Annotated in this window: 13 protein-coding genes; 9 read left to right on the top strand and 4 right to left on the bottom strand. The window is 34.1% G+C overall.

Annotated features, from left to right (window positions below; all coding sequences use genetic code 11):
- The first annotated feature begins 324 nt into the window (after positions 1–324).
- The 5 genes from TERY_RS15530 (at position 325) to TERY_RS15510 (ending at position 9790) form a co-directional block, all read left to right on the top strand.
- A complete protein-coding gene (locus TERY_RS15530; RefSeq protein WP_011612700.1) occupies positions 325–903 on the top strand; it encodes a phycobilisome protein in 579 nt (192 codons plus the stop codon).
- A 1817-nt stretch (positions 904–2720) separates the two neighbouring features.
- The gene (locus TERY_RS26395) at positions 2721–5588 is read left to right on the top strand and encodes a glycoside hydrolase family 99-like domain-containing protein (RefSeq protein WP_011612699.1); all 2868 of its coding nucleotides are present in this window, start codon (positions 2721–2723) and stop codon (positions 5586–5588) included.
- A gap of 154 nt (positions 5589–5742) precedes the next feature.
- Positions 5743–7854: a glycosyltransferase gene (locus tag TERY_RS25500; RefSeq protein WP_011612698.1), complete on the top strand. Its 2112-nt coding sequence runs from the start codon at positions 5743–5745 to the stop codon at positions 7852–7854.
- A 15-nt stretch (positions 7855–7869) separates the two neighbouring features.
- Positions 7870–9009 carry a polysaccharide pyruvyl transferase family protein gene (locus TERY_RS15515; RefSeq protein ID WP_011612697.1) on the top strand — a complete coding sequence of 380 codons (1140 nt, stop codon included), beginning with the start codon at positions 7870–7872 and terminating at the stop codon, positions 9007–9009.
- A gap of 61 nt (positions 9010–9070) precedes the next feature.
- A complete protein-coding gene (locus tag TERY_RS15510; RefSeq protein ID WP_011612696.1) occupies positions 9071–9790 on the top strand; it encodes a methyltransferase domain-containing protein in 720 nt (239 codons plus the stop codon).
- On the opposite strand, the gene TERY_RS35195 is transcribed toward TERY_RS15510, so the two are convergent.
- A complete protein-coding gene (locus TERY_RS35195) occupies positions 9791–11995 on the bottom strand; it encodes a tetratricopeptide repeat protein (protein WP_011612695.1) in 2205 nt (734 codons plus the stop codon).
- A gap of 1009 nt (positions 11996–13004) precedes the next feature.
- Positions 13005–13205: a hypothetical protein gene (locus tag TERY_RS37100; protein ID WP_370495591.1), complete on the bottom strand. Its 201-nt coding sequence runs from the start codon at positions 13203–13205 to the stop codon at positions 13005–13007.
- Between the two features lie 1366 nt (positions 13206–14571).
- Here TERY_RS37100 and TERY_RS30860 point away from each other — a divergent pair.
- The 3 genes from TERY_RS30860 (at position 14572) to TERY_RS15485 (ending at position 18140) form a co-directional block, all read left to right on the top strand.
- A complete protein-coding gene (locus tag TERY_RS30860) occupies positions 14572–15720 on the top strand; it encodes an Rpn family recombination-promoting nuclease/putative transposase (RefSeq protein ID WP_011612694.1) in 1149 nt (382 codons plus the stop codon).
- Between the two features lie 147 nt (positions 15721–15867).
- Positions 15868–17016 carry an Rpn family recombination-promoting nuclease/putative transposase gene (locus TERY_RS30855; RefSeq protein ID WP_011612693.1) on the top strand — a complete coding sequence of 383 codons (1149 nt, stop codon included), beginning with the start codon at positions 15868–15870 and terminating at the stop codon, positions 17014–17016.
- Between the two features lie 143 nt (positions 17017–17159).
- Positions 17160–18140: an Rpn family recombination-promoting nuclease/putative transposase gene (locus TERY_RS15485; RefSeq protein ID WP_011612692.1), complete on the top strand. Its 981-nt coding sequence runs from the start codon at positions 17160–17162 to the stop codon at positions 18138–18140.
- A 911-nt stretch (positions 18141–19051) separates the two neighbouring features.
- On the opposite strand, the gene TERY_RS15480 is transcribed toward TERY_RS15485, so the two are convergent.
- Complete coding sequence (locus TERY_RS15480; protein ID WP_011612691.1) at positions 19052–20308, bottom strand: SGNH/GDSL hydrolase family protein; 1257 nt, start codon at positions 20306–20308, stop codon at positions 19052–19054.
- A gap of 541 nt (positions 20309–20849) precedes the next feature.
- Here TERY_RS15480 and TERY_RS15475 point away from each other — a divergent pair.
- The gene (locus tag TERY_RS15475) at positions 20850–21029 is read left to right on the top strand and encodes a hypothetical protein (protein ID WP_044136859.1); all 180 of its coding nucleotides are present in this window, start codon (positions 20850–20852) and stop codon (positions 21027–21029) included.
- 37 nt (positions 21030–21066) lie between these two features.
- Here the strand turns inward: TERY_RS15475 and TERY_RS15470 are convergent, their stop codons facing one another.
- Complete coding sequence (locus tag TERY_RS15470) at positions 21067–22515, bottom strand: lipid-A-disaccharide synthase (RefSeq protein WP_011612690.1); 1449 nt, start codon at positions 22513–22515, stop codon at positions 21067–21069.
- Positions 22516–22719: the final 204 nt, after the last annotated feature.

Raw genomic sequence — 22719 nt, 5'->3', positions numbered from 1 at the left:
TGGTAAAATCCGACAAACAGAGTAGTTTGTGGTGTCAAAACAGTAAAAAACAGATCACTGCCTCATGGAATTCCTGATCAGTTATCATTCGAGCATGGTCAAGTAATTGAAACTTCTGTGAACGGGAATAACCAAGGCAAGTCTATTTTTAGTCTATTGTTTAAAAGTGTATACAGGTTTTTTTTGTAGATATTGAGAGATACCTCCCAAGCCAGTTTATATTCCTGTGTATTATTAACAATTTCTAGGACTCATAGTATCAGTAACATCAAAAATATAAACTACCCAGTGGAGTAACCAAAAAACTGAAAACTGATTACTGAAATGACTATTGAATTAACTGAAAGAGCAAAACAATTAATTCCTAAAGCTAAAATAGTTAGCTTTAAAAGTTGGGAGAAAGTTCTACCAACAGAAATAATTCAACTTTTTCAAATAGCTGATGGTGAAGCTCGTTATCTCACAGATAATGATTTAAACTCACTCAAAAATAGTTCAAAATTACCAATTTTTTCGATTGAAGCTGCTAGTTTGCTCAAAGATTCAGCATCAAAAATTGTTGATAAAGCGAGGGAAAAAGTATTAGCAACATATCCTAATATTACGGCAGAAGGAGGGGATTTATATCCACAGGCTCGAGCTGAAGCATGTTGGCGAGATTTTTGGCATTTTTTACGTTGTATTACTTATGGAATTGCTGGTAATAATAAAGAGTTTACTAGTCAAGAAGGGCTACATTATATGAATTTACTTTATCAAGAATTGCTTGTGCCACTATCAGCAATGGTGTGTGGTTTAGAAGCTATTAAAACTGCTAGCTTGAAAAATTTTTCTTCTGAACAACAAGCAGAATTAGTTCCTTATTTTGACCATTTAGTAACAAATTTGAAAAAGTTTTCTTAATGGAATTGAGCTTGGATAGAAAAGAAAATTCTTCTTTGTTATTTGATTATGCTTTTGTATCTTTATTCAAGGTAAAACGATTAATATTTTCGTCTTTTTTAGAGTCAAGCTAAATATCTCAATAATTTATTTATGAGAAACTATCCGATACAAACTGCTTCATAAATTGCTCGATATTTTTGTGTTTAAGCTAAAGGCTAAAACTCGTAAACTAGCATTTTCCGACATAAATAATTGCTATGATGTTAATTTGACACTATTTTCTCAGTTAGAGTAGACATGAGTTTAAGAAAAGCTGTCCTGAAGGTAGGGATTTTAGACTCAGCCTTTTATTTAATAAGGTCAATTATGATTGTAGTTTTTAGCAGTTTTTTTATATATCATGTAGTTAGTTATCTCGGTACAAAATTAAGATTGTTAAGCTGAAGATTAATTTTTTTTAGGTAATGTTCTATGGAAAGTCTCTAATTCAATCTAGGTAAATGAAAACTGCTTTCAAGTGCTTGAATTAGCAATAACTTTTTTTTGATTGGTATTTTGCTTTATAGTTATCAAGTTTATTCTATTTAAATAGTTAAGTTATTGTCCTAAAGCTATGCAATTCTTAGATAATTGTATAAGTTTAAATCAGTAAAATTAATTTTTATTTAACTGTAAAGTCTTCTCTAATGGAGTTGGGGAAAAGTAGGCAAACTGACTACAGTTTTATCTCTCAATAAATTTAGTGTATATTCACCTTCAACTAAATGGAAAACGGAGGTAGTTATTTGTTTAGGTTCTCTAATATAACGCTTTCCTCCGAAACCTAAAAAATCAACTATCTAAATATTAGTTTATACCTAATTTTTCAGATTCTCCCAGCTTCTTGAAATAATCATCTTGCCAATTGTTACTTACTATTTATACTACTAATTTAATGCTTGTACTTTAGTAATAGTGGATAGCTTTTTCTTGTGCTAATTTTGTATAGCATTATCATCTAATACTATTACTTCAGGAGTATAAGCAGATTTATTGGAATATATAGCTTTAATTAGTTCCTATATATGGATAAAAAAAGGCAACTTCAAAGGTTTAATTTCTAGAGCTAGTTCTAAAGCAAAAAAAAAGCTACTTTTTTATGATTTCCCCTAGATTGTAGTTTAAAAACTATCTCTATTATGTAATTAAAAATAACTATAAATATCAGGATGCTAGTACGAAAATTTTTCTAAAATAATCAAATTAATATTCGGTTTTTTTCGGAAAAATTAATTCCTTTTTTTTGTTGAGTCAAGATATTTATGCTCACCCAAAAAATTAGCTATAAATCTATTAATTTTTAACTTTTAATTTCTTACTTATTAGTTTTAATTTATTAGTTTTAATTTTTGATTTTTGACTTAATTTTAATTTCTGGTTCTGCTAGTTTGTCCTCAAAGGGAACAAATAGGTTGTTAGTAAGTCTAAGTAAAATACATAGAGATAAGTACTTGGAATGAGTATAATATCCTAAGTAGCTAAACATCGCCGATGTTAAGAAAAATATCTAAAAATAAGTATAAATACTTAACTAAATCGTTGATTTCTATTGACCACTATAACTTTATTATTAATGGGTGACTTTTACCGTTAGGGAGATAAAGGGGAGGGTTGACTTTTAACTTTTAAATTCTTATCTTTTAGATTATTACTTCTTACCTTTGACTTTTGACTTAATTTTGAATTTTAATTCTTATGTCTGTCAAGATAGTAATCTCAAACCAATACTTTCCTGATGGACTTATAAGGGCTAAGTCTTTAAATACTATATTGATAAATCAAAACCGAAAAATCATATGACTCTTACTGCTTTTGCTATAGGAAATAAACTTTTACGGGAGGGAAAATTAGAGGAGGCGATCGCTTCTTATGAAAAGGCCATTGAGTTAAATCCCCAGTTTGCCTGGTCCTATCAAAATATGGGCCATGCTTTCGAGAAATTGGGGCGGATAGATGAGGCGATCGCTGCTTTTCGTCAGGCTGTGGCCAAGAGTCCGGAATCTGCATGGTACCTCTACAAGTTGGGGGTAGTATTGGGGCAGCAAGGTAAGTTTCAGGAAGGGGTAGGTTATTTACGTCAAGCGGTCGAGTTGAAAAAGGATGTGCCTGAGTTTCATCTGGGTTTAGGAAGTGGGTTAGTGAAGTTAGGACAATGGTCAGAGGCGGTAGACTGTATTCATCAGGCTGTGGGGATGTGGGAAGGAAAGGAAGGGATATTAAATCAGAGGTTCCTACAGGCAGAGGCTGATTTTTATTTGGCAGAGGCTAAGTCGGGCCTTGGACAATGGTCAGAGGCGGTGGATTTTTATGGCCGGAGTGGGAAGGTTAATCCGGGTAGGGTTGAGTGTTATCTGGGTTGGGCAGGGGCTTTGGGTAAGTTGGGACGATGGTCGGAGGCGGTGGAGTTATATCGTCAGGGGGCAGTTCTGTTTGAGGAGCATGGTGAGCTATGGCTTGGTTTGGGTAAAGCGTTGGGGCAGTTGGAACGGTGGGAGGAGGCTGTTGTTGAGTATGAGCGAGCAGTTGGCTTGGGTTTTGCGGGGGCTGAGGTGAGGCATCATTTGGGTTTTGCTTTGGGGCAGTTGGGCCGGTGGGAGGAGGCTGTTGTTCAGTATCGGTTGGTGTTGGAGGTTAATCAGAAGTCGGCTGTTGTTAGGCATCAGTTGGGGTATGCTTTGATGCGGTTGGGTAGATGGGGTGAGGCGGAGATTGAGTTGCGGAAGGCGGCGGAGTTGCATCCCGGGTCTGCTGTGGTTCGGCAGCATTTGGGGGATGTTTTGGGGGAGTTGGGAGAGAGGGATGAGGCGGTTGAGGTTTATCGGAGAGCGTTAGAGATTGAACCTGGTTTGTCTGAGACTAAGTTTAGACTTGAACAACTGTTATGTGCTCAAACATCCCAACGAAAAGCAATACACTGGCAGCAAAAGGAGATTCAGAAAGATGAGATGCAAGCCAAAAACATTTCCAAAGCTGGATCGGATTTGACAGCAAATAATCAAAATCCAGAAGTTCGTCTGATTGCCTTTTATCTTCCGCAGTACCACCCAATACGAGAAAATGATAAGTGGTGGGGTAAAGGTTTTACAGAATGGACTAATGTGACTAAAGCTCAACCTTTGTTTGAAGGACACTATCAACCTCGTTTACCAGCAGATTTAGGTTTCTATGATTTACGTTTAGGGGAGGTGAGAGAAGCTCAGGCAAAGCTAGCTAGGAAATACGGGATATATGGCTTTTGCTACTACTACTATTGGTTTAATGGCAAGCGTTTGTTAGAGCGTCCTTTAGACGATATGCTTAATAACAAAAAGCCCGATTTTCCCTTTTGCATCTGTTGGGCTAATGAAAACTGGACTCGAAGATGGGATGGTTTAGATCGAGAAATTTTAATAGCTCAAGATTACTCTGATGAGAGTTACAAGCATTTTGCTGAGAGTTTGATTCCATACTTAAGCGATCGTCGATATATTTGCGTTCAAGGCCGCCCCCTAGTTTTAATTTACAGAATTGGTCATTTACCAAAACCAAAAAAAGCTGTTTCAATCTGGAGGCAAGTTTTTCGAGAATGTGGTATTGGAGAGGTACATATTGCAGGGGTACTAGGCTTTGGTTTAGAAAATCCTGTTGCATTAGGTTGTGATTCAGGAGTACAGTTTCCTCCAAATAGTGTTTCTGCTGTTCCTCTCTCTGCATCCCAGTTGGTAGGTAATAACAGCTTTTCTGGTTTTGTTTATGACTATAAGCAGACAGCAATCAATACAATACAAGAAAAGCTCCCAGACTATCAAGTTTTTCTTTCTGTGATGACTTCCTGGGACAATACTGCACGACGTCAACAAAATGCTACTGTTTGGTTAAATTCAGAACCAGAGGATTATGAATTTTGGTTGAGGGGAACTACTGAAAAAGCTTTAAAAAATTATGGCGACAGTGAAAATATTGTTTTTATTAACGCCTGGAATGAGTGGGCAGAAGGTGCATACCTAGAGCCAGATAAAAAATATGGGTGCGCATATCTTGAGGCAACCCAAAGAGTTTTACTAGGTCAGCACAGTATACAAACAGCCCTTGATTTGTTAAGTTACTCTCCTATTGACAATTTTGAGGAACTCGATGGCTGTCTGTTAGATTTAGCTAAGAAAATTGCTTCTGAAAATCCCGCTCTAAATGAACTAACAGCTTTAATAGGAGATCGGGAAAAAGTTTGGCTTGATTCGTTAGAAATTTTTCATCCTGAAACTATTATTTGGAATCTAGAATGGCCTAAGCAGTTTAGTGAGTTGATGGATTCAATTGCTTTTCAAGGTTGGATAGTAGCTAAAAATTACAAAGATAATTTAATAATAAAAGTAACTTGTGAAGATAGATTAATTGAAGAAATATATGTAAATACAAACCGCTTAGATATTAACAAATGTTATCCAAAATTTCAGCGCCAATACAACGCTTTTCAAAGTGTAATTCCTTTCAAATCGTTGCCGTTTTTTGAGGATGAATTAACTTTAATACTGAGAATTGAACTAGGTGAAGAAGCTAAGGAATTACTGGGAAGATTAACCATCGTCAAAAAAAGTTTTTTTGATTACTTGAGAAATAGCTTTCCTACTATGAATAAAACTTCTGCTAAAATTTTGGAAGATTTGGAAAATTTAACCAATAACTAACTTATGTACTAAAAAGTAATAGTTGTAGCCATGAAAAGAAACAGCTTTATACTAACATTTTTATCTGACTTCTTGAGTGAAGTTATAAATAAATTAGTTGCTCTAAAATTAATTATTGACAATCGTATAATTTTCTGGGTGTGAGGTAATTTTAATGAACTTAGAATTAAAAGATTGGGAACTATGGGTAAATGAAAAACTAGCCCAAAAACCAAAAAATACACCAAGCTTACAGGGAAGTGTCAAGCCAGTTTTATTCATTCTCCATGATATTACTTCAGCGGGGGCACAGCTATTTTTAGTTAGGCTTTTAGAATGGATAGGTCAACATGAACCTACTATGTCTAAAGAAGTGCTGATCGATATTTCACGCTCGGATATTGGTAATTATGGAGAGCAAGGAAACTTTGTTTTAGAGCGGGTAAAAAAATGTGGCGAAGTCCATTTTATTGATTCAAATAGTGGACTTCCTGAAAATATTGCTGCTATTCGCTCTGGTTTTTACTCTTTAATTTATGTTAATACCTGTGTTTTAGGAGCGTTGCTAGATTCTATCAGAAAAATTCCTAGTCCTATTATTGTTCATGTTCACGAATTAAAATTTTGGATTAGTAATAGGCTAGGTATGGATAACTTTAATCGTTTATTGAAGTATGATCCTCGTTGGATTGCTTGTTCTAATGCCGTTCAAGAAAGTTTAGTTAATTACTGTCTTGTTTCTCCTAAAAAAGTTGATGTTATTCATGGGTTTATTCCTTCTGAGAAACTACTTATTTCTCAAGTAAAAACTCCCCAACAAATGAGGAAAGAGTTAAGTATTTCAGAAGATACTTTTGTTATTGCTTGTTGTGGAACTTTAGATTGGCGAAAAGGAGGGGATTTAATAGTTCCTTTGCTAGTTATTTTGAAAAAAAAATTATCCCCAGAAAAAAAGTTTGTTTGTATCTGGGTTGGTAACTGGGACAGCCAACTTTCTCAGCTAGAAATTGAATATACAGTCGAAAAGGCTGAGTTGGAAAACAATATTATTTTTACAGGGTATCAGAAATCTCCTCTGAATTATATGAGTTGTGCCGATGTTTTCTTACTTCTTTCTCGGGAAGATCCTTTTCCTTTGGTAATGATGGAAGCAGGGGTTTGTAAACTTCCAGTGGTAGGGTTTGATGGTTCTGGTGGAGCAACTGAGTTTGTTGAGTCAGAGGCAGGGTTACTTGCTCCTTACTTAAATTTGGAAGTAATGGCGGAAAAAATAGCTATACTTTACAATAATACCAGTCTTAGGAAAGAAATGGGAGAAAATGCTTATCGAAAGGTTAATGAACTTTATAACGAAACTGTTTCTGCACCGAAAATATTACAATTAATTCAATCTTTAGTTCATAAGTCGAGTGAAACGACTGTAACTTTTAAGGATTTTGTACCTAGAGTTTCAGTCATAGTTCCTAACTATAATCATGCTCCCTATCTCCGTAAACGTTTAGATTCAGTTTATAGTCAGACTTATACTGATTTTGAAGTAATTTTACTAGATGACTGCTCTAGCGATAATAGTAGAGACATTTTGGCTTCTTATAAGGAAGAAAAACCTAATACTATTTTTGTTCCTAACGAATCTAATAGTGGCTCAGTTTTCCGTCAGTGGGAAAAAGGGGTATCTTTGGCTCGTGGTGAGTATATTTGGATTGCTGAATCTGATGATTTTGCCTCTCCTGATTTTCTGAAGCAGTTAGTAACTGTTATGGACGAGCATCCAGAAGTTGGATTAGCATATTCCCAATCTTGGTTAGTTGATAGTCAAGATGTTGTTTCTGGAGATGCTAGTTGTTGGACTAATGATTTAGATAGTCAGCGCTGGTCTCAAAGTTTTATTAATGATGGGAGGGATGAGATAGTTAGATTTCTGATTTACAAAAATACGATTCCTAATGCTAGTGCGGTTTTAATTCGTAGAAGTGCATTGAAAAAATGTGGCGGTGTTATTGAGAAATCTTTTAGATTGTGTGGAGATTGGCTACAATGGATGAAAATTTTGTCTTGCTCTGATGTTGGATTTGTGTCAGAATGTTTAAATTATTGGCGGCAAAATACCTCTAATGCTAGAGTTAAGAGCGCGGGTACTTTAGAATGGACCGAGGGAGAGCAAGTTTTGAGTTATATTTGTGGTTTGTTAAATTTGCCTGAAGAACAAAAAGACAAAATTCTTCTGTCTTTTATCCGCAGATGTTGGCAGTGGCAAAGAGAATTTATTGAAAAGACTTATAATTAGTTCTACTTTAAACCAATGAAAAAAATATTTCTTTACGGAGCCCCCCCAGTAGTTCCTCAAACTCCAGAGGATTCTACCAAGTTTTTGATTGAGAGAAGTGGCAGAAATACAGGAAATCTGCTCATAGGTTATTCTGTTACCCAACACTTGGATGGGGAATGTGTTACCATGAAGCAAATCTCCGATCCCAAAAAAATAGAAGATGAATGTTATTGTGTAGTAATAGCAGCAGCCAATTTCTTACATACAGGTTTTGATCTGGGCTTTATGGCTGATTTTTTGGAAAAAATTCAATTGCCATGCGTCGTGATAGGGCTTGGTGCTCAGTCAAATAATTATGACATTACTAAGATAAAACTTCAAGAGGGAACTATTCGTTTCGTCAAAATAATAGCAGAAAGGTCTACTTCTCTTGGTGTTAGAGGTTATTATACAGCTCAAGTTCTTGCTTATCTAGGAATTTATAATGTTGAAGTTATAGGATGTCCGTCATTTTATTTGAGTTGCTCTCCAGAGTTAATAATCAAGAAAAAACCCTTTTCAGACATCAAAAAAATTGCAATCAATAGCTCTCGTAGAGTTACGGCTCATTCTGCAGCTCCGGAGAAAATGAGACTAGCAGAAATCGGATTGTTAAAGGATGCTATGAACCATGATTCTGATTTTATTGCACAAGATGAACGGGAAGAAGCGATTCTCGCTAGAAAATCGCCTGCAGATATGGATACAGATGAAAAATCTATTTTTTATCCTATACTTGCACATTACAAAGATTTAAACGGTGAAAAGGTAAAGAGTTTTTTTGCACAAAGAAGCAAAGTTTTTTTTGATGTTCCAAGTTGGGAAGCTCAGATAAGAAAATATGACTTTGTTTGTGGAACCAGATTTCACGGAAATTTAATAGCTCTACAAAACGGAATACCAGCTACAGTTATTGCCCATGATTCTAGAACAAGAGAATTGTCGGAACTACTAGGAATGCCTCATGTTTTAGTCCAAGACGTTCAAAAAATGGAGGATATTAGTATTGAAAAGTTATATGATTTAGCTGATTTTTCACGACTTCATAAATCCTATAGCTATTTGTACAAAAGATACTTGTCTTTCCTAAAAGCTAATAATTTAAAACACGTCCTTTCTTTCAGTCAAAAATAAGGCAACGCAAAAATTAGCTAGGCATAAAATCTTAAGTTAAAAATTATTAGAGAAAACTAACGTGAAAGAAGTCATCAAAAATCAAGGATATTGCTATACCTGCGATCGAGAAGTAGTATTTTCTTCTGAACAAGCTTGGTTAAGAGATTGGTATAAATGTAGCAATTGCGGATCGATTCCTAGAGAAAGAGCATTGATGTATGTTATAGAAAAGTTTTACCCAAAATGGAAAAAACTTTCTATACATGAGTCTTCACCGGGAAATAGAGGGGCGAGCGTCAAACTGAAAAAATACTGCGCCAAATATTTCGCAAGTCAATACTTGCCTGGACTTCCTTTCGGTGAAACTAATAGTAACGGGTGGAGAAATGAAGATTTGGAAAATCAAACATTTGCCGATGAAAGTTTCGATCTTGTTATTTCTCAAGATGTGATGGAGCATATTTTTAATCCTGAAAAAGCTTTTTCGGAAATTGCTCGAACTTTGAAACCCGGGGGAGCACACATATTTACTGTACCAATAGTAAACAAGGAAAATCCTTCCAGCATTCGTGCTATGTTAGAAGCTAATGGTAAAATAAATTATTTATGCGAAGCACAATATCACGGCAATCCAGTCAGTGCAGAAGGTTCTCTACTAACCAGGGATTGGGGCTATGACATTTGCGATTTTATTCTTAAAAATAGCGGTTTATATACCACAATTGTTGACATAGACAATACTTTCCTGGGTATTAGAGCTGAGTATATAGAGGTTTTAGTAAGTAGGAAGTTAGTATGACTAAGATGATGGTAGTATTTTCTTGTATTTGACAATTCCCAGGGGCAAGCGGTTATCATCTGAAAATACAGCTTCTATCGATAATTCTGCTTCTACAGGCATTCCATCGACATTAACTTCTGTCATAAATCCACAATTTGTAGCAGAAGGGTTGTCAGGGTATGCTTCAGCAACATCTGGACGATGCTGATCGAGGGGAATCTGCTTAACTAAAGTATCGTCAATTATGACATCAATAGCAATAATAGTAGATGCTTTTCCCAGAACCCATCCAGATAAAGGAATCTTGTATTCATACTTTATGTCTGACTCTACTGGATATTCAATGTTAAACCCCCATAGTAGAGACGGATCGTATTCAAAAAACTTGGCTACACTTAATACTTCTACTTTTGGTTTGTAGTTAGTCGTTTCTACATTGGCATTATCATTCGTTTTCAGGTTTATTTGAGAGCCTGAACTATCGAATTTCTTCAACCCATCCTTAAGGTAAACTATTGATATTTTACTTCCAACATGAAATTTAGTATTTATGTACAACTGACTTGTTTTTCTAATTTGGTAGCTTTCTAAGGAGTGATAGTTTAGTTTTTCTACAAAAGTAGTATCTGATAATTTGAGTTTTTGAAGTACAGCTAATACATTTGCTTCTGTTGAATACAGAAATTCAGAGTAATAGAAAAGATAGTTTAAGCTTTCAATAGCTGTTTTATACCCTTGAATAATTTCATCCTTTATACTTTCAGTATTTAGCTTTCTATTGCAGCATCTACCAGAAAAGTTAAAGTATTCAGCATCAATTAAGTTACCCTTCGTAATCCAGCCAGGTCCGCCAAATCTATCATAGCAGTAAACGGGTATTTTTCTACTCATAGCTTTTTGAACTGTATGACCTATTGTAATCACTGCATCATAAGTATCTATTAACTTTGGTGTAACTAGCTCCTGTTTAGTTTCTAATCCTATGAACTTAACTTTTATGTTACAATCATTAAGTAAGTCAGGTAGCTTTTTAATTTCGGGTGGAATATGATTAGATATCACTGCTATGTTTTTAGGTAGCAAATGCTTTCCTTTATTGCCAGGTACAGACTGTTTTAGGCTTAAAAACCAGTTTTCTGGTAGTGAATTATTGAAAACGAATATCTTTTGCTGATACTTTTCATCAAGACTATAAGCTTGAATGTGTTGATTTTCTTTAGAATTGAAAAGAACTACATCTGATGTTTCTAAGTAAGTCATTTTTTCGAGAGGTTCGTAAGCTGAGAGACTGCTATAAACCATAAATTTAGCATTTACTTCCAAATCATTTACACAATAGTCAATAACAGGAAAGTGGTGACACCATGCTAAATCAAACTTTCTTTGCTTTATTTTCATGGGATTCTGGATAACATTAATGATTTCTATATTGTTTGAAGCAGCTGTAGAAATCATAGGTTCTCCTGTCACGAAAGAGACAATTGTTACATCTAAACCTATATCAGCAAAGACTTGAGCTAAATACAACGTCACCAACTCAGAGCCGGAGTAGATTTTGAAATTATGGGTGGTCAGTAGTATTTTGTGGATTTTTAAGTTTTTGATTTCTTCTAATAAGCTTATCTTAACATCTGTTTTTTCTAATAATGAAATAAAACTACTTTTATTTTTATGAATCAATGATTTTTTTTCAGCTATAGGATTAAGTTCAATGGCTTTAGCATAGTTGTAAAATGCTTCATGCAAATCTCCTTTTTCTATTAATAATTGTGATAAAAAGTAATGACTCCACCAACAATTTTTATTTAATCTAAGTGACTTATAAATATTAACAACAGCCTCGTTCAAATTATTGTTAGCAGCTAAAATAAATCCCAAACAACTGTAAAATTTATAAAAATCAGGTTTAGTTTTAATAGCTTTTTGCAGGTATTCAATAGCAGCTTCTAAATTTCCCTGTTTGGCTAAAGCTTCCCCTAAGCCATAAAGTAACCAAGCTGAATTTGGATTCAGTTTTAAGCTTTCAAAGTAGTAAGCAACAGCCTCGTCTAAATTACCCTGTTTAACTAAAGCATCTCCTAAATTATTATATGCCCAAGCAAAATTAGGATTAATTTCAATCACCTGATAATAAAGAGCGATCGCCTCATCCAACCTCCCAGCCCTCTTCAACTGATTAGCCTGCTTCAACAATTGTCCAGCACTCATAACCTCATTACCCATAGCAACCCCACCAGAAATCCACCTTAAACATCTTAAACTTACCCTTAATACTATATAACCAACTAATCTTCAAGTCTATTGAAACACATTTCGCTTCAGAATGGAACCAACTTCATTAATAACTTCGGTACTAATAACAATGCCCTCCACATCAGTAATACTATTAGCAAACACTTTTTTTTAAACATTTTTTTTACCATTAATTTTACCACATTAAAAAACAATAAAGCCAGATATTAAAATTAAGAAAAACCAGTTTATTTATACAATTCATCAAGAGCGATCGCGCCACCTATTTTCTTAAGTAAACTAAGTTTATCTATTTTTTCTAAACTAATGATTAAACCCACCTTATAAAAAACTTTCATTACTTAATAAAACCATTTAAACTAGCCAAATATTGCTATATTTCATCTTCTATTTATTCAGAAATGTCATTAAAAATACTTCCCTCATAAATTACACATACTTCAAAAAAAATGAGAGGTCTCTAATAACAAATAAACTAATTCCCCAGCAATCATACCCTTATTACCCATAAAAACTTAAATATAAATCTACTCAAAAAATTAACTATGCCGAAAAAAATCCCTTTCATCTTAGCTAAAAAAAACTTTCTTATTTCAGGAATAGGGAACAAGCAATGGTCATCAACCTAAGAAATACTAAATATAATTGACTACAAACTGAAAATTATTTATAATATAAACTTACGGCAAATTTACCGTCAAAAATTATTTTTCTACATCACTAAAAAAGCAGAAAATAGTCACTCTGTTACTAATAAATAACAATTTCAAAAAAATGCTTTCTTGAACCAGTGGAAACTAATTAGAATAGAAGCAACAAAAAACAAAATACTCAAAGTCAATTGTATTTTTGAAGACCAATAAACAACTTTCATGGAGAAAAATTAAACATGGGGGAAACATAGATAATTTTTATGGCTGAACCAGAGCAACCTGGATGGAAAAATCGTAAACTACCAATGAGCTGCCTAACAAACATTTTAGAGGAACAGTAGGGCTATACCAGTAAAAGAGCAAAACCTAAAATAGGCAATGTTGCTACCGCCACCATCCTCCGCTAACACCTCAGACAATTTTTGCAAGTAGAATAATTCATCGATCCCAAATTCCCAGGAAGCTCCACCCTCATTAGAGAAAGAGACTCGATAATTAGCAGAGTTGAAGAATATCCTGGAGGTCACAATACCTCGAAAAAATCAATAGCCCTATATTATTGTTATTTCCATCCTGTCATTTCCCCCTTAGAACTCTTATCAAGGGCTAGCCTGGTCATGGAAAGTCTACAATAATTAATAGTTACTTCTTCTGTTGACATCCTCCAGACACTTCTATACTCAAGGCAGGGCGGGATGTCCTAGCATTGTTGTTAGGGACTTTCTGCTTCATAGCGCTTGCCCTCCGAAATTTACTGTCTTCAGGGATAAAGACGGCGGCCCAGACTAACACTGCCTGCCGGGTAGCCAAAATGTTGAAAATGGCAGTTTATCTGCCTGTCATGGTGACTAGCGCATTCAGAATAATCTCATTCTCTAATATTTAAAGGTAATTTTTCTACTACATAACTACAGTTAGAGCAACGCGACGGAACTAAGAAAATATCTGTCAATTTTTATTAATGTACGACGATACCATTCAGCTTTGTATTTTAATTGTCTGACTCATTCTCCCAAATTAGCATCACTTATTGCTCTAGCTAATTTATGGTTTTTGACCATGTTACCTGCGGCTAAATTCTCAACTACAATAGTTTGGTTTTCTCTAATAGACGTCTCCAAAAATACTCAAGCTTATACTAACTATTTTTAGTGGAGCGATCGCTCACCTTGAAGATAGTTAATTTGTACAGTTTTATGGTTATCAGAGATACTTCGTTTTACTAATTCAAATATTTATTAGATTTTGATTTATTGTTTTTATCTCAGTTTTTGATGATTTTTACTAATATACATTAGCTAATTATTAGTCGCACTAAACCACATATTTTTAAAATTACTTTTGGATAATTATTATATTTTAATCTGAATCTTTCTCTAGGAAGTAAAAATATTTTAATTAATCTTATTACATATTCTACAAATATTCTTTTTTTGGCTTTTTCTTGATTTTATTCTTTGATTTCTGGTAGCATTTATTTTTTTCTTGGTTTCTTTTTTGGTGTAGTAGTTATTTCTACTCTTTCATCAGCTTTATCTCCTTAAAATTTTTGTTTTTTATCAAGTTTATCCGGTTGTTTTCTGAATATTTTTACATCACTTCCTGGATCTTTTTTCCCTACTATTATATCCACTATTTCTGTTCTTTTTGGTGTCGTTATTATTTGATTTTTAAAAGTATGATTTTTCTTTTTTCATATTTGATATTTTTCTTGGTTTTTATATTCACTTGGTCTTTCTCTACCTTGTTCTGTAATATCTAAAATTAATTCTAATTCTGTTAATATCTCTTTTACCAATTCCAAATCCCAATTAAATCCTAAGCGATCGCTTTTTAATTATAATGAAATAGTGTAAAATAAATTATACTAGTTCAGCAAAATAATAGATAACTATGAAATTTATTAGCCCTAAAACCGACTTTGCTTTTAAAAAAATATTTGGTTCTATTCACAGTCAAAATATTCTCATTAGCTTTCTTAATGCTATAGTTTATAATAATCAGAATATTATTCAATCTCTAGAAATAATTAATCCTTATAATCCTGGAGTTACGAACACTATTAAAGAGACTTATTTAGATGTAAAAGCAGTTTTAGATAATGGTTCTACTGTGATTATTGAAATGCAAGTATTAAACGTAGAAGATTTTGAAAAACGAGTAATTTATAATCTAGCTAAAGCTTATGGAAATCAATTAGAGGTAGGGCAAGGTTATATGATGTTGACACCTTTTGTAGCTTTAACAATCGCCGATTTTGTTTTATTTGAAAACACAGATAAAATGATTACTAAATTCCGATTTAAAGAAGAGACGGAGTTGTTTAATTACCAAGATGAATTAACTTTAATGTTTGTAGAATTACCCAAATTTAAGAAAGAATTGTCAGTATTAGAAACCCTCAGTGATAAGTGGATATATTTTATTAGCTCGGCTCCAAATTTAGAAGTAATACCTTCCTCTTTAGAAGAGGTATCAGAAATAGAGTCAGCATTAAATATAGCAAATATGGCTAACTTAAGTAATGAAGAATTAGAGGAATTAGAGCAACAAGAAAAGTTGATTAGAGATAAGAAAGGACAAATTAGTTTAGCCAGAAAGGAAGGTATAGAAATTGGGCGTGAGGAAGGTATTGGAATTGGAAGAGAAGAAGGTATTGGAATTGGAAGAGAAGAAGGTATTGGAATTGGACGGGAGGAAGGCATTGGAATTGGAAGAGAAGAAGGTATTGGAATTGGAAGAGAAGAAGGTATTGGAATTGGACGGGAGGAAGGCATTGGAATTGGAAGAGAAGAAGGTATTGGAATTGGAAGAGAAGAAGGTATTGGAATTGGACGGGAGGAAGGCATTGGAATTGGAAGAGAGGAAGGAATGAGAATATTAGTTAAACGTCAAATTCGCCGGAAGTTTGGGGAAGTGCCTCCAGAAGTTCAGACTCAGATAGAGCAATTATCTTTGGAAAAGTTAGATATTTTAGGTGATGAAATTTTTGATTTAGCAATAATAGCAGACTTAGAAAACTGGCTAGCTAATAATGGATGATTGATAATGAATAATTGATAATTAAAGAGTCTTTTTTTTCTCTATTTTTCTATATAATTCTCGGAAAAAGTGTCGATCGCTTTTTAATTATGATGAAATAGTATAAAATAAATTATACTAGTTCAGCAAAATAATAAATATATAACTATGAAATTTATTAGCCCTAAAACCGACTTTGCTTTTAAAAAAATATTTGGTTCTATTCACAGTCAAAATATTCTCATTAGCTTTCTTAATGCTATAGTTTATAATAATCAGAATATTATTCAATCTCTAGAAATAATTAATCCTTATAATCCTGGAGTTACGAACACTATCAAAGAGACTTATTTAGATGTAAAAGCAGTTTTAGATAATGGTTCTACTGTGATTATTGAAATGCAAGTATTAAACGTAGAAGATTTTGAAAAACGAGTAATTTATAATCTAGCTAAAGCTTATGGAAATCAATTAGAGGTAGGGCAAGGTTATATGATGTTGACACCTTTTGTAGCTTTAAAAATCGCTGATTTTGTTTTATTTGAAAACACAGATAAAATGATTACTAAATTCCGATTTAAAGAAGAGACGGAGTTGTTTAATTACCAAGATGAATTAACTTTAATGTTTGTAGAATTACCCAAATTTAAGAAAGAATTGTCAGTATTAGAAACCCTCAGTGATAAGTGGATATATTTTATTAGCTCGGCTCCAAATTTAGAAGTAATACCTTCCTCTTTAGAAGAGGTATCAGAAATAGAGTCAGCATTAAATATAGCAAATATGGCTAACTTAAGTAATGAAGAATTAGAGGAATTAGAGCAACAAGAAAAGTTGATTAGAGATAAGAAAGGACAAATTAGTTTAGCCAGAAAGGAAGGAATAGAAATTGGGCGGGAGGAAGGTATTGGAATTGGAAGAGAAGAAGGTATTGGAATTGGAAGAGAAGAAGGTATTGGAATTGGAAAAGAAGAAGGTATTGGAATTGGAAGAGAAGAAGGTATTGGAATTGGAAGAGAAGAAGGTATTGGAATTGGAAAAGAAGAAGGTATTGGAATTGGAAGAGAAGAAGGTATTGGAATTGGAAGAGAAGAAGGTATTGGAATTGGACGGGAGGAAGGCATTGGAATTGGAAGAGAGGAAGGAATGAGAATATTAGTTAAACGTCAAATTCGCCGGAAGTTTGGGGAAGTGCCTCCAGAAGTTCAGACTCAGATAGAGCAATTATCTTTGGAAAAGTTAGATATTTTAGGTGATGAAATTTTTGATTTAGCAATAATAGCAGACTTAGAAAACTGGCTAGCTAATAATGGATGATTGATAATGAATAATTGATAGTTAAAGAGTCTTTTTTTTCTCTATTTTTCTATATAATTCTCGGAAAAAGTGTCGATCGCTTTTTAATTATGATGAAATAGTATAAAATAAATTATACTAGTTCAGCAAAATAATATATAACTATGAAATTTATTAGCCCTAAAACCGACTTTGCTTTTAAAAAAATATTTGGTTCTATTCACAGTCAAAATATTCTCATTAGCTTTCTTAATGCTATAGTTTATAATAATCAGAATATTATTCAATCTCTAGAAATAATTAATCCTTATAATCCTGGAGTTACGAACACTATTAAAGAGACTTATTTAGATGTAAAAGCAGTTTTAGATAATGGTTCTACTGTGATTATTGAAATGCAAGTATTAAACGTAGAAGATTTTGAAAAACGAGTAATTTATAATCTAGCTAAAGCTTATGGAAATCAATTAGAGGTAGGGCAAGGTTATATGATGTTGACACCTTTTGTAGCTTTAACAATCGCCGATTTTGTTTTATTTGAAAACACAGATAAAATGATTACTAAATTCCGATTTAAAGAAGAGACAGAGTTGTTTAATTACCAAGATGAATTAACTTTAATGTTTGTAGAATTACCCAAATTCAAGAAAGAATTGTCAGTATTAGAAACCCTCAGTGATAAGTGGATATATTTTATTAGCTCGGCTCCAAATTTAGAAGTAATACCTTCCTCTTTAGAAGAGGTATCAGAAATAGAGTCAGCATTAAATATAGCAAATATGGCTAACTTAAGTAATGAAGAATTAGAGGAATTAGAGCAACAAGAAAAGTTGATTAGAGATAAGAAAGGACAAATTAGTTTAGCCAGAAAGGAAGGAATAGAAATTGGGCGGGAGGAAGGTATTGGAATTGGAAGAGAGGAAGGTATTGGAATTGGACGGGAGGAAGGCATTGGAATTGGAAGAGAGGAAGGAATGAGAATATTAGTTAAACGTCAAATTCGCCGGAAGTTTGGGGAAGTGCCTCCAGAAGTTCAGACTCAGATAGAGCAATTATCTTTGGAAAAGTTAGATATTTTAGGTGATGAAATTTTTGATTTAGCAATAATAGCAGACTTAGAAAACTGGCTAGCTAATAATGGATGATTGATAATGAATAATTGATAGTTAAAGAGTCTTTTTTTTTCTCTATTTTTCTATATAATTCTCGGAAAAAGTGTCTATAAAATAAGTATTAGGAAATGCTTTGATTGATGAATAATGGAGATTTTTTTCATTTTAGTATGTCTATGATATGGAAATAATTCCATTATAAATTAACAGGAATAATCAAATCTAGAGTTTTATTTATATTTTTTCGATAAATCTCAAAATTTCTATCTAAAGTTAAAGTTATACTACCTAGAATTAACTTTATTATTCTCACCAAGCAAGTATATGCCAAAAACAAAAAAAAGTTTTTAAGCTTCCCTTTTAAGGGGGATGAAAAAAATAAAATTCAGTATTTTAAGGCTTTGACATCAACTATAGCTGCTCTAGTTCTCAGGGAAATATTGGAAGCGATCGCTCCAGAATATATAGGAGCTTTTCTCTAGTCAAATATGAGTAATTTTATAGAGTGATGGGCAGTGGTAAACTACTATGCAATAACTAGAGTAAATTTATCTAGAATAGAGCGATCGCTCTAAATAAGTAGACTACTAAATAGGTAACAAGTATGTTTCATCTCTAAATATTTGAGACTCAACTATATGCTCTACTATTTGTGTTATAAAAAACTTAAATTTTAGAATTTTTTTTATCAGAATAAATCAAGTTTATTAGCTATAAAATTGATTTTGTATTCAAAATAAATTAGTTACAAAGATAGTCAAAATATCTTAATTAGTTGTCTAAATACTATTATTTTTGATAGAGAAAAAAGAACTTAATTTTTAACTATTATTAATCCCTATAATCCCGGTAATTTTTTCACTTTATAAGAAACTTATTTAGATGCCTAATAGACATCTAAAAAAACCTGGTTTTCGGGTTTTTCCGCGTAATTTCTGTTTTCCTCACAGAGAAGTTTCTACAATACTGAGCAGTTCTGGAATTTGTGTAATTGATTTCATCGTATTCTCTGCTATAAAACTATGAACATTAGTAGTAGGATGTATATCATCAAAGAATAAAAAGCCACTAGGGTCATCCAAACCAGAAGTCAAGAAATTATCTGTAACATTTGTCAAAGTAAAATCATCAGGATTAGCAATTATATTATCAAATAAAGTTTTAATATCAAGATTAACAATATTAATATTTGGGTTTTGTTCTAATATTTGGGAAGCTGTTGCTAGGGTATTATTATGACTTTCAGTTAATAAAGTTAATCCCTGTTGTCGTTCAGGAGGAAGAGCCTGTCCAACTGGAATCACTCCTAGGTTTGGTAGATTTGGTAAAACAAAATTTTTGGCTCCAGTATCGGCAAGGCTATTTACTGCATCTAACAAATTATCTACAGTTGACTGGGCATCCAAATTTCCAGCGCCTAAATAATCATTAGCTCCTGCCCATACTACATATAAAGCATCTGGATCAGTGGTAGGAGTGTCTGCAATAAAGTCATCAATTTGCGTTTGTAAACCTATAAAAATAGGAGGTGTACCCTCTGGTAACCTGTTGTTGCCATTATTGCTAATTCCTGTGGTAGCTCCACTGACTGCAAAATTGAGGTTAGGATCAGATGTTAATTCTAACTGAGGTGCGAGAGTTTCTACCCATACGGGACCGTTACTTAAACGCCCCTCAAAATAGGGAGCAAAAAATTCCAACACAAACTCATCGGTAGCACCCAAAAAATTCTCAGCAGCAGCCAAAAGATTCCCTGTATCAGATAAACTATCACCAAATACATAAATATCGCTAAATAACAGGCGTGGCAACCGACCTTCAAATTGACCAAAATTGAGAAAGTGTTCTGTGGCTGTGAGTGGGGTATTTACAACTACTTCAGCTAAATCTGGATAACGCTCCAGATAAAAACTGGTGTTCAGCAAAGCACTAGGATCTCGTTGTTCAAACTGACCAAAGTTGATAAAGTGTTCTGTAGGGGTGAGAATATTTTGTTCTACAGCAGTTGCAACTCCGGGATTAGTAGTGAGATAAAAGTTAGTATTAAAAATCCTACTGGGGTCACGATCTTCAAATTGACCGAATCTAGTAAAGTGGAAAAAACCATCACTGATAATATTATTGGCAACTGCTTCAGCTACTCCTGGGTGAGTTTCGAGATAGAATTGTTCGTCGAATAATTTGTCTATTGTTAATGCCATTGATCACTTATTTTTATCTTTACATATAGATTTATATATATCATTATACTATATGCTAGTGTCTAATTCCAAAAAGTTAATATACTTATTAAGTCAATTCTGGTTACATTTTCCTTCTGAATAATTAGGAAAAAAATTTCCCGTCGAGCCTTATCGAATAAATTTGAAAAATGTTATAGTTCATGACCAGAACTTACGCAAATTTATCTAGTTCCCACCTATATAGGGGCCTTCTGGTATTCGCCCTCACCCTCAGGAAATGCCCGTCCGTAAGTCCTGATAATGTTTTATATCAGTTTTATGAATATGTTGTATATTTAATTAAATTTACAGTCATCCAGCGAAATTAGAAGGTTTGTTACCTTTGAGCAGGGCAGGCTTAGGGCTTCAACCAGGCTACACATTCAGCTAGTTGATCAGGCTAGCTAATCCATGAAGTCGTTACTTCACCCGAAAGCACGGTATTCGGGGTAGCCTTCGTGGTTTCTCCACAAGCCCAGATACCAAGCTCTCTGGCGCAGTCACTATCATAGCGGAGTACTTGAATAATGACGAATATCGTGAGGTTGACTATCCGGCAGTGGTGGCATCAATAGTACGCAACCGCGCTTTCATAGTCATATTTGGCAGTGCTAACGAATTAGAAAATTTCGGAATTTTTGAGTCTGGTGTTTTGAATGACTACTGGGATCAAGACTTTCAGGCAACTGTATTAGGGTAGGCAAATAGTAATTTGTGATCACCAATGTCGCATCTTATTATATTTGACTACCATAGCTCAACGATAATACAATTTCTGCTAACTTTTGTGCTGCCCCTGGTTTACCCCTCACATTACAGAGGCGATCGCGCATTTCTGCCAACTTCTCTGGATGAGTCAGAAACTCTAAAACCAACTCTGCCACAACTTCGGGTTTTAATTTCCCTACTAACTCAGGCACAATTTCCTGTTTTGCCCAAATATTTGGCCAAGCAAACAGTTGTCCCTTACGGAGCACTAACCAATTAATTCCGGTAGCAAAAGCAGCGCCAACCACTGGCAAATTTGCAAGTAACCCAGGTAAACCATCCCACGCTCTCATAACATCTAATTCTTGAGTGGGTAACAAAACTATCATCGGTATTGCCAGGGAACCTAACTCAGCAGTATTCGCACCGACAGTAGTCAGACAAAGACGACATTTAGAAAGTAGGTCATAAGCAGGGTTCCGGGTGATTAATTCTATTTTTAAACCTCCAGTTGTCACCAGATGAGAATTTTGAATTTCAAAATATGCTCCCTGTTTTCTACTATCTGTTTTCTTCCTATTCAAAGAAGGCGTTAATAATTTTGCTCCCACACCCCCCATTTTTTCAATTGCTGGATTTTTTTCCGGGTCAGCAAAATTAGCTAAAGTATTTAAGTCAAGGGTGGGAGCTACCGGAATTATAAATTTAGTTTGCGGACGAATTTTATGGAGATGTTGAGCGATCGCTAAAGTTAAAGGTACACCTAAAGACAACTTAGTAGGTTTCGACCCAGGCAATAACCCAATTAACTCCACACTACTCTCCCCTTTTGAAGGGTTAGAAAAATTACTTCTCACTTCTAAGTTTTCAGATGCAAGTTCATTACTAATTCTGAATTCTGAGTTCTGGGTTCTGAGTTCTGAATTTATTACTAATTCTGAATTCTGAGTCCTGAATTCTGAGTCCTGAGCTCTGAGTTTATTGCTACTTCTGACCTCATTCATCAAATCTCCCACAACAGTAAATTTATCAGCATATTTGGGAGGAACCTGAGCAAAAACTTCTGGTTTCATCCCGCCAAATTTATCTACCCAACGCCACCATCTAGCATCCCACTCAGCATAGATAACAGTGCGATAACCCAAACGTTTTCCCACCACAACAGTAAAAAACTGGTCACCTCCCAGAAATAAAACTACTCCTTGAGGATACCAATGCCAATTTTCTGCCGTCTTACCCCAGAGCAAAAACCGCCAAAAAAATTCAGGTGGTTGTACCCGGTCTACTTCTGGATAAGAACGAGCGATCGCTACTTCTTTTCCCGTAGCATGAGGACAAGGGGAGAGAACAAGAGAAATTCTCATATCAATATTCGCCTGTTGTCGCAACTCTTGTACAACAGGTCTTACCCAGGTAACTAATTCTCCCGGACCATTTGAGAGGATGACAATATCAACTTTTTCCATGATGGAAGGCATGAGGTAAACTTTTTTAATTTATACTAATTCACTTTGCACCACCACCTAAAATGTTATTGCAACTTTTGACTTTCCCCTTAAAGGAATAAGGAGGAGCTAACTTTTAGTAAAACGGTATTATGAACTAATATACTAACTAAATTATAGGAGAAAATTAAGTGACAGAATTAATAGATGCCATTAAAGTTGGAGATGTTGCTCAAG

It is taken from the genome of Trichodesmium erythraeum IMS101 (assembly GCF_000014265.1).
Lineage (GTDB): Bacteria > Cyanobacteriota > Cyanobacteriia > Cyanobacteriales > Microcoleaceae > Trichodesmium > Trichodesmium erythraeum.
This window is presented reverse-complemented; position numbering and strand designations above follow the sequence as displayed.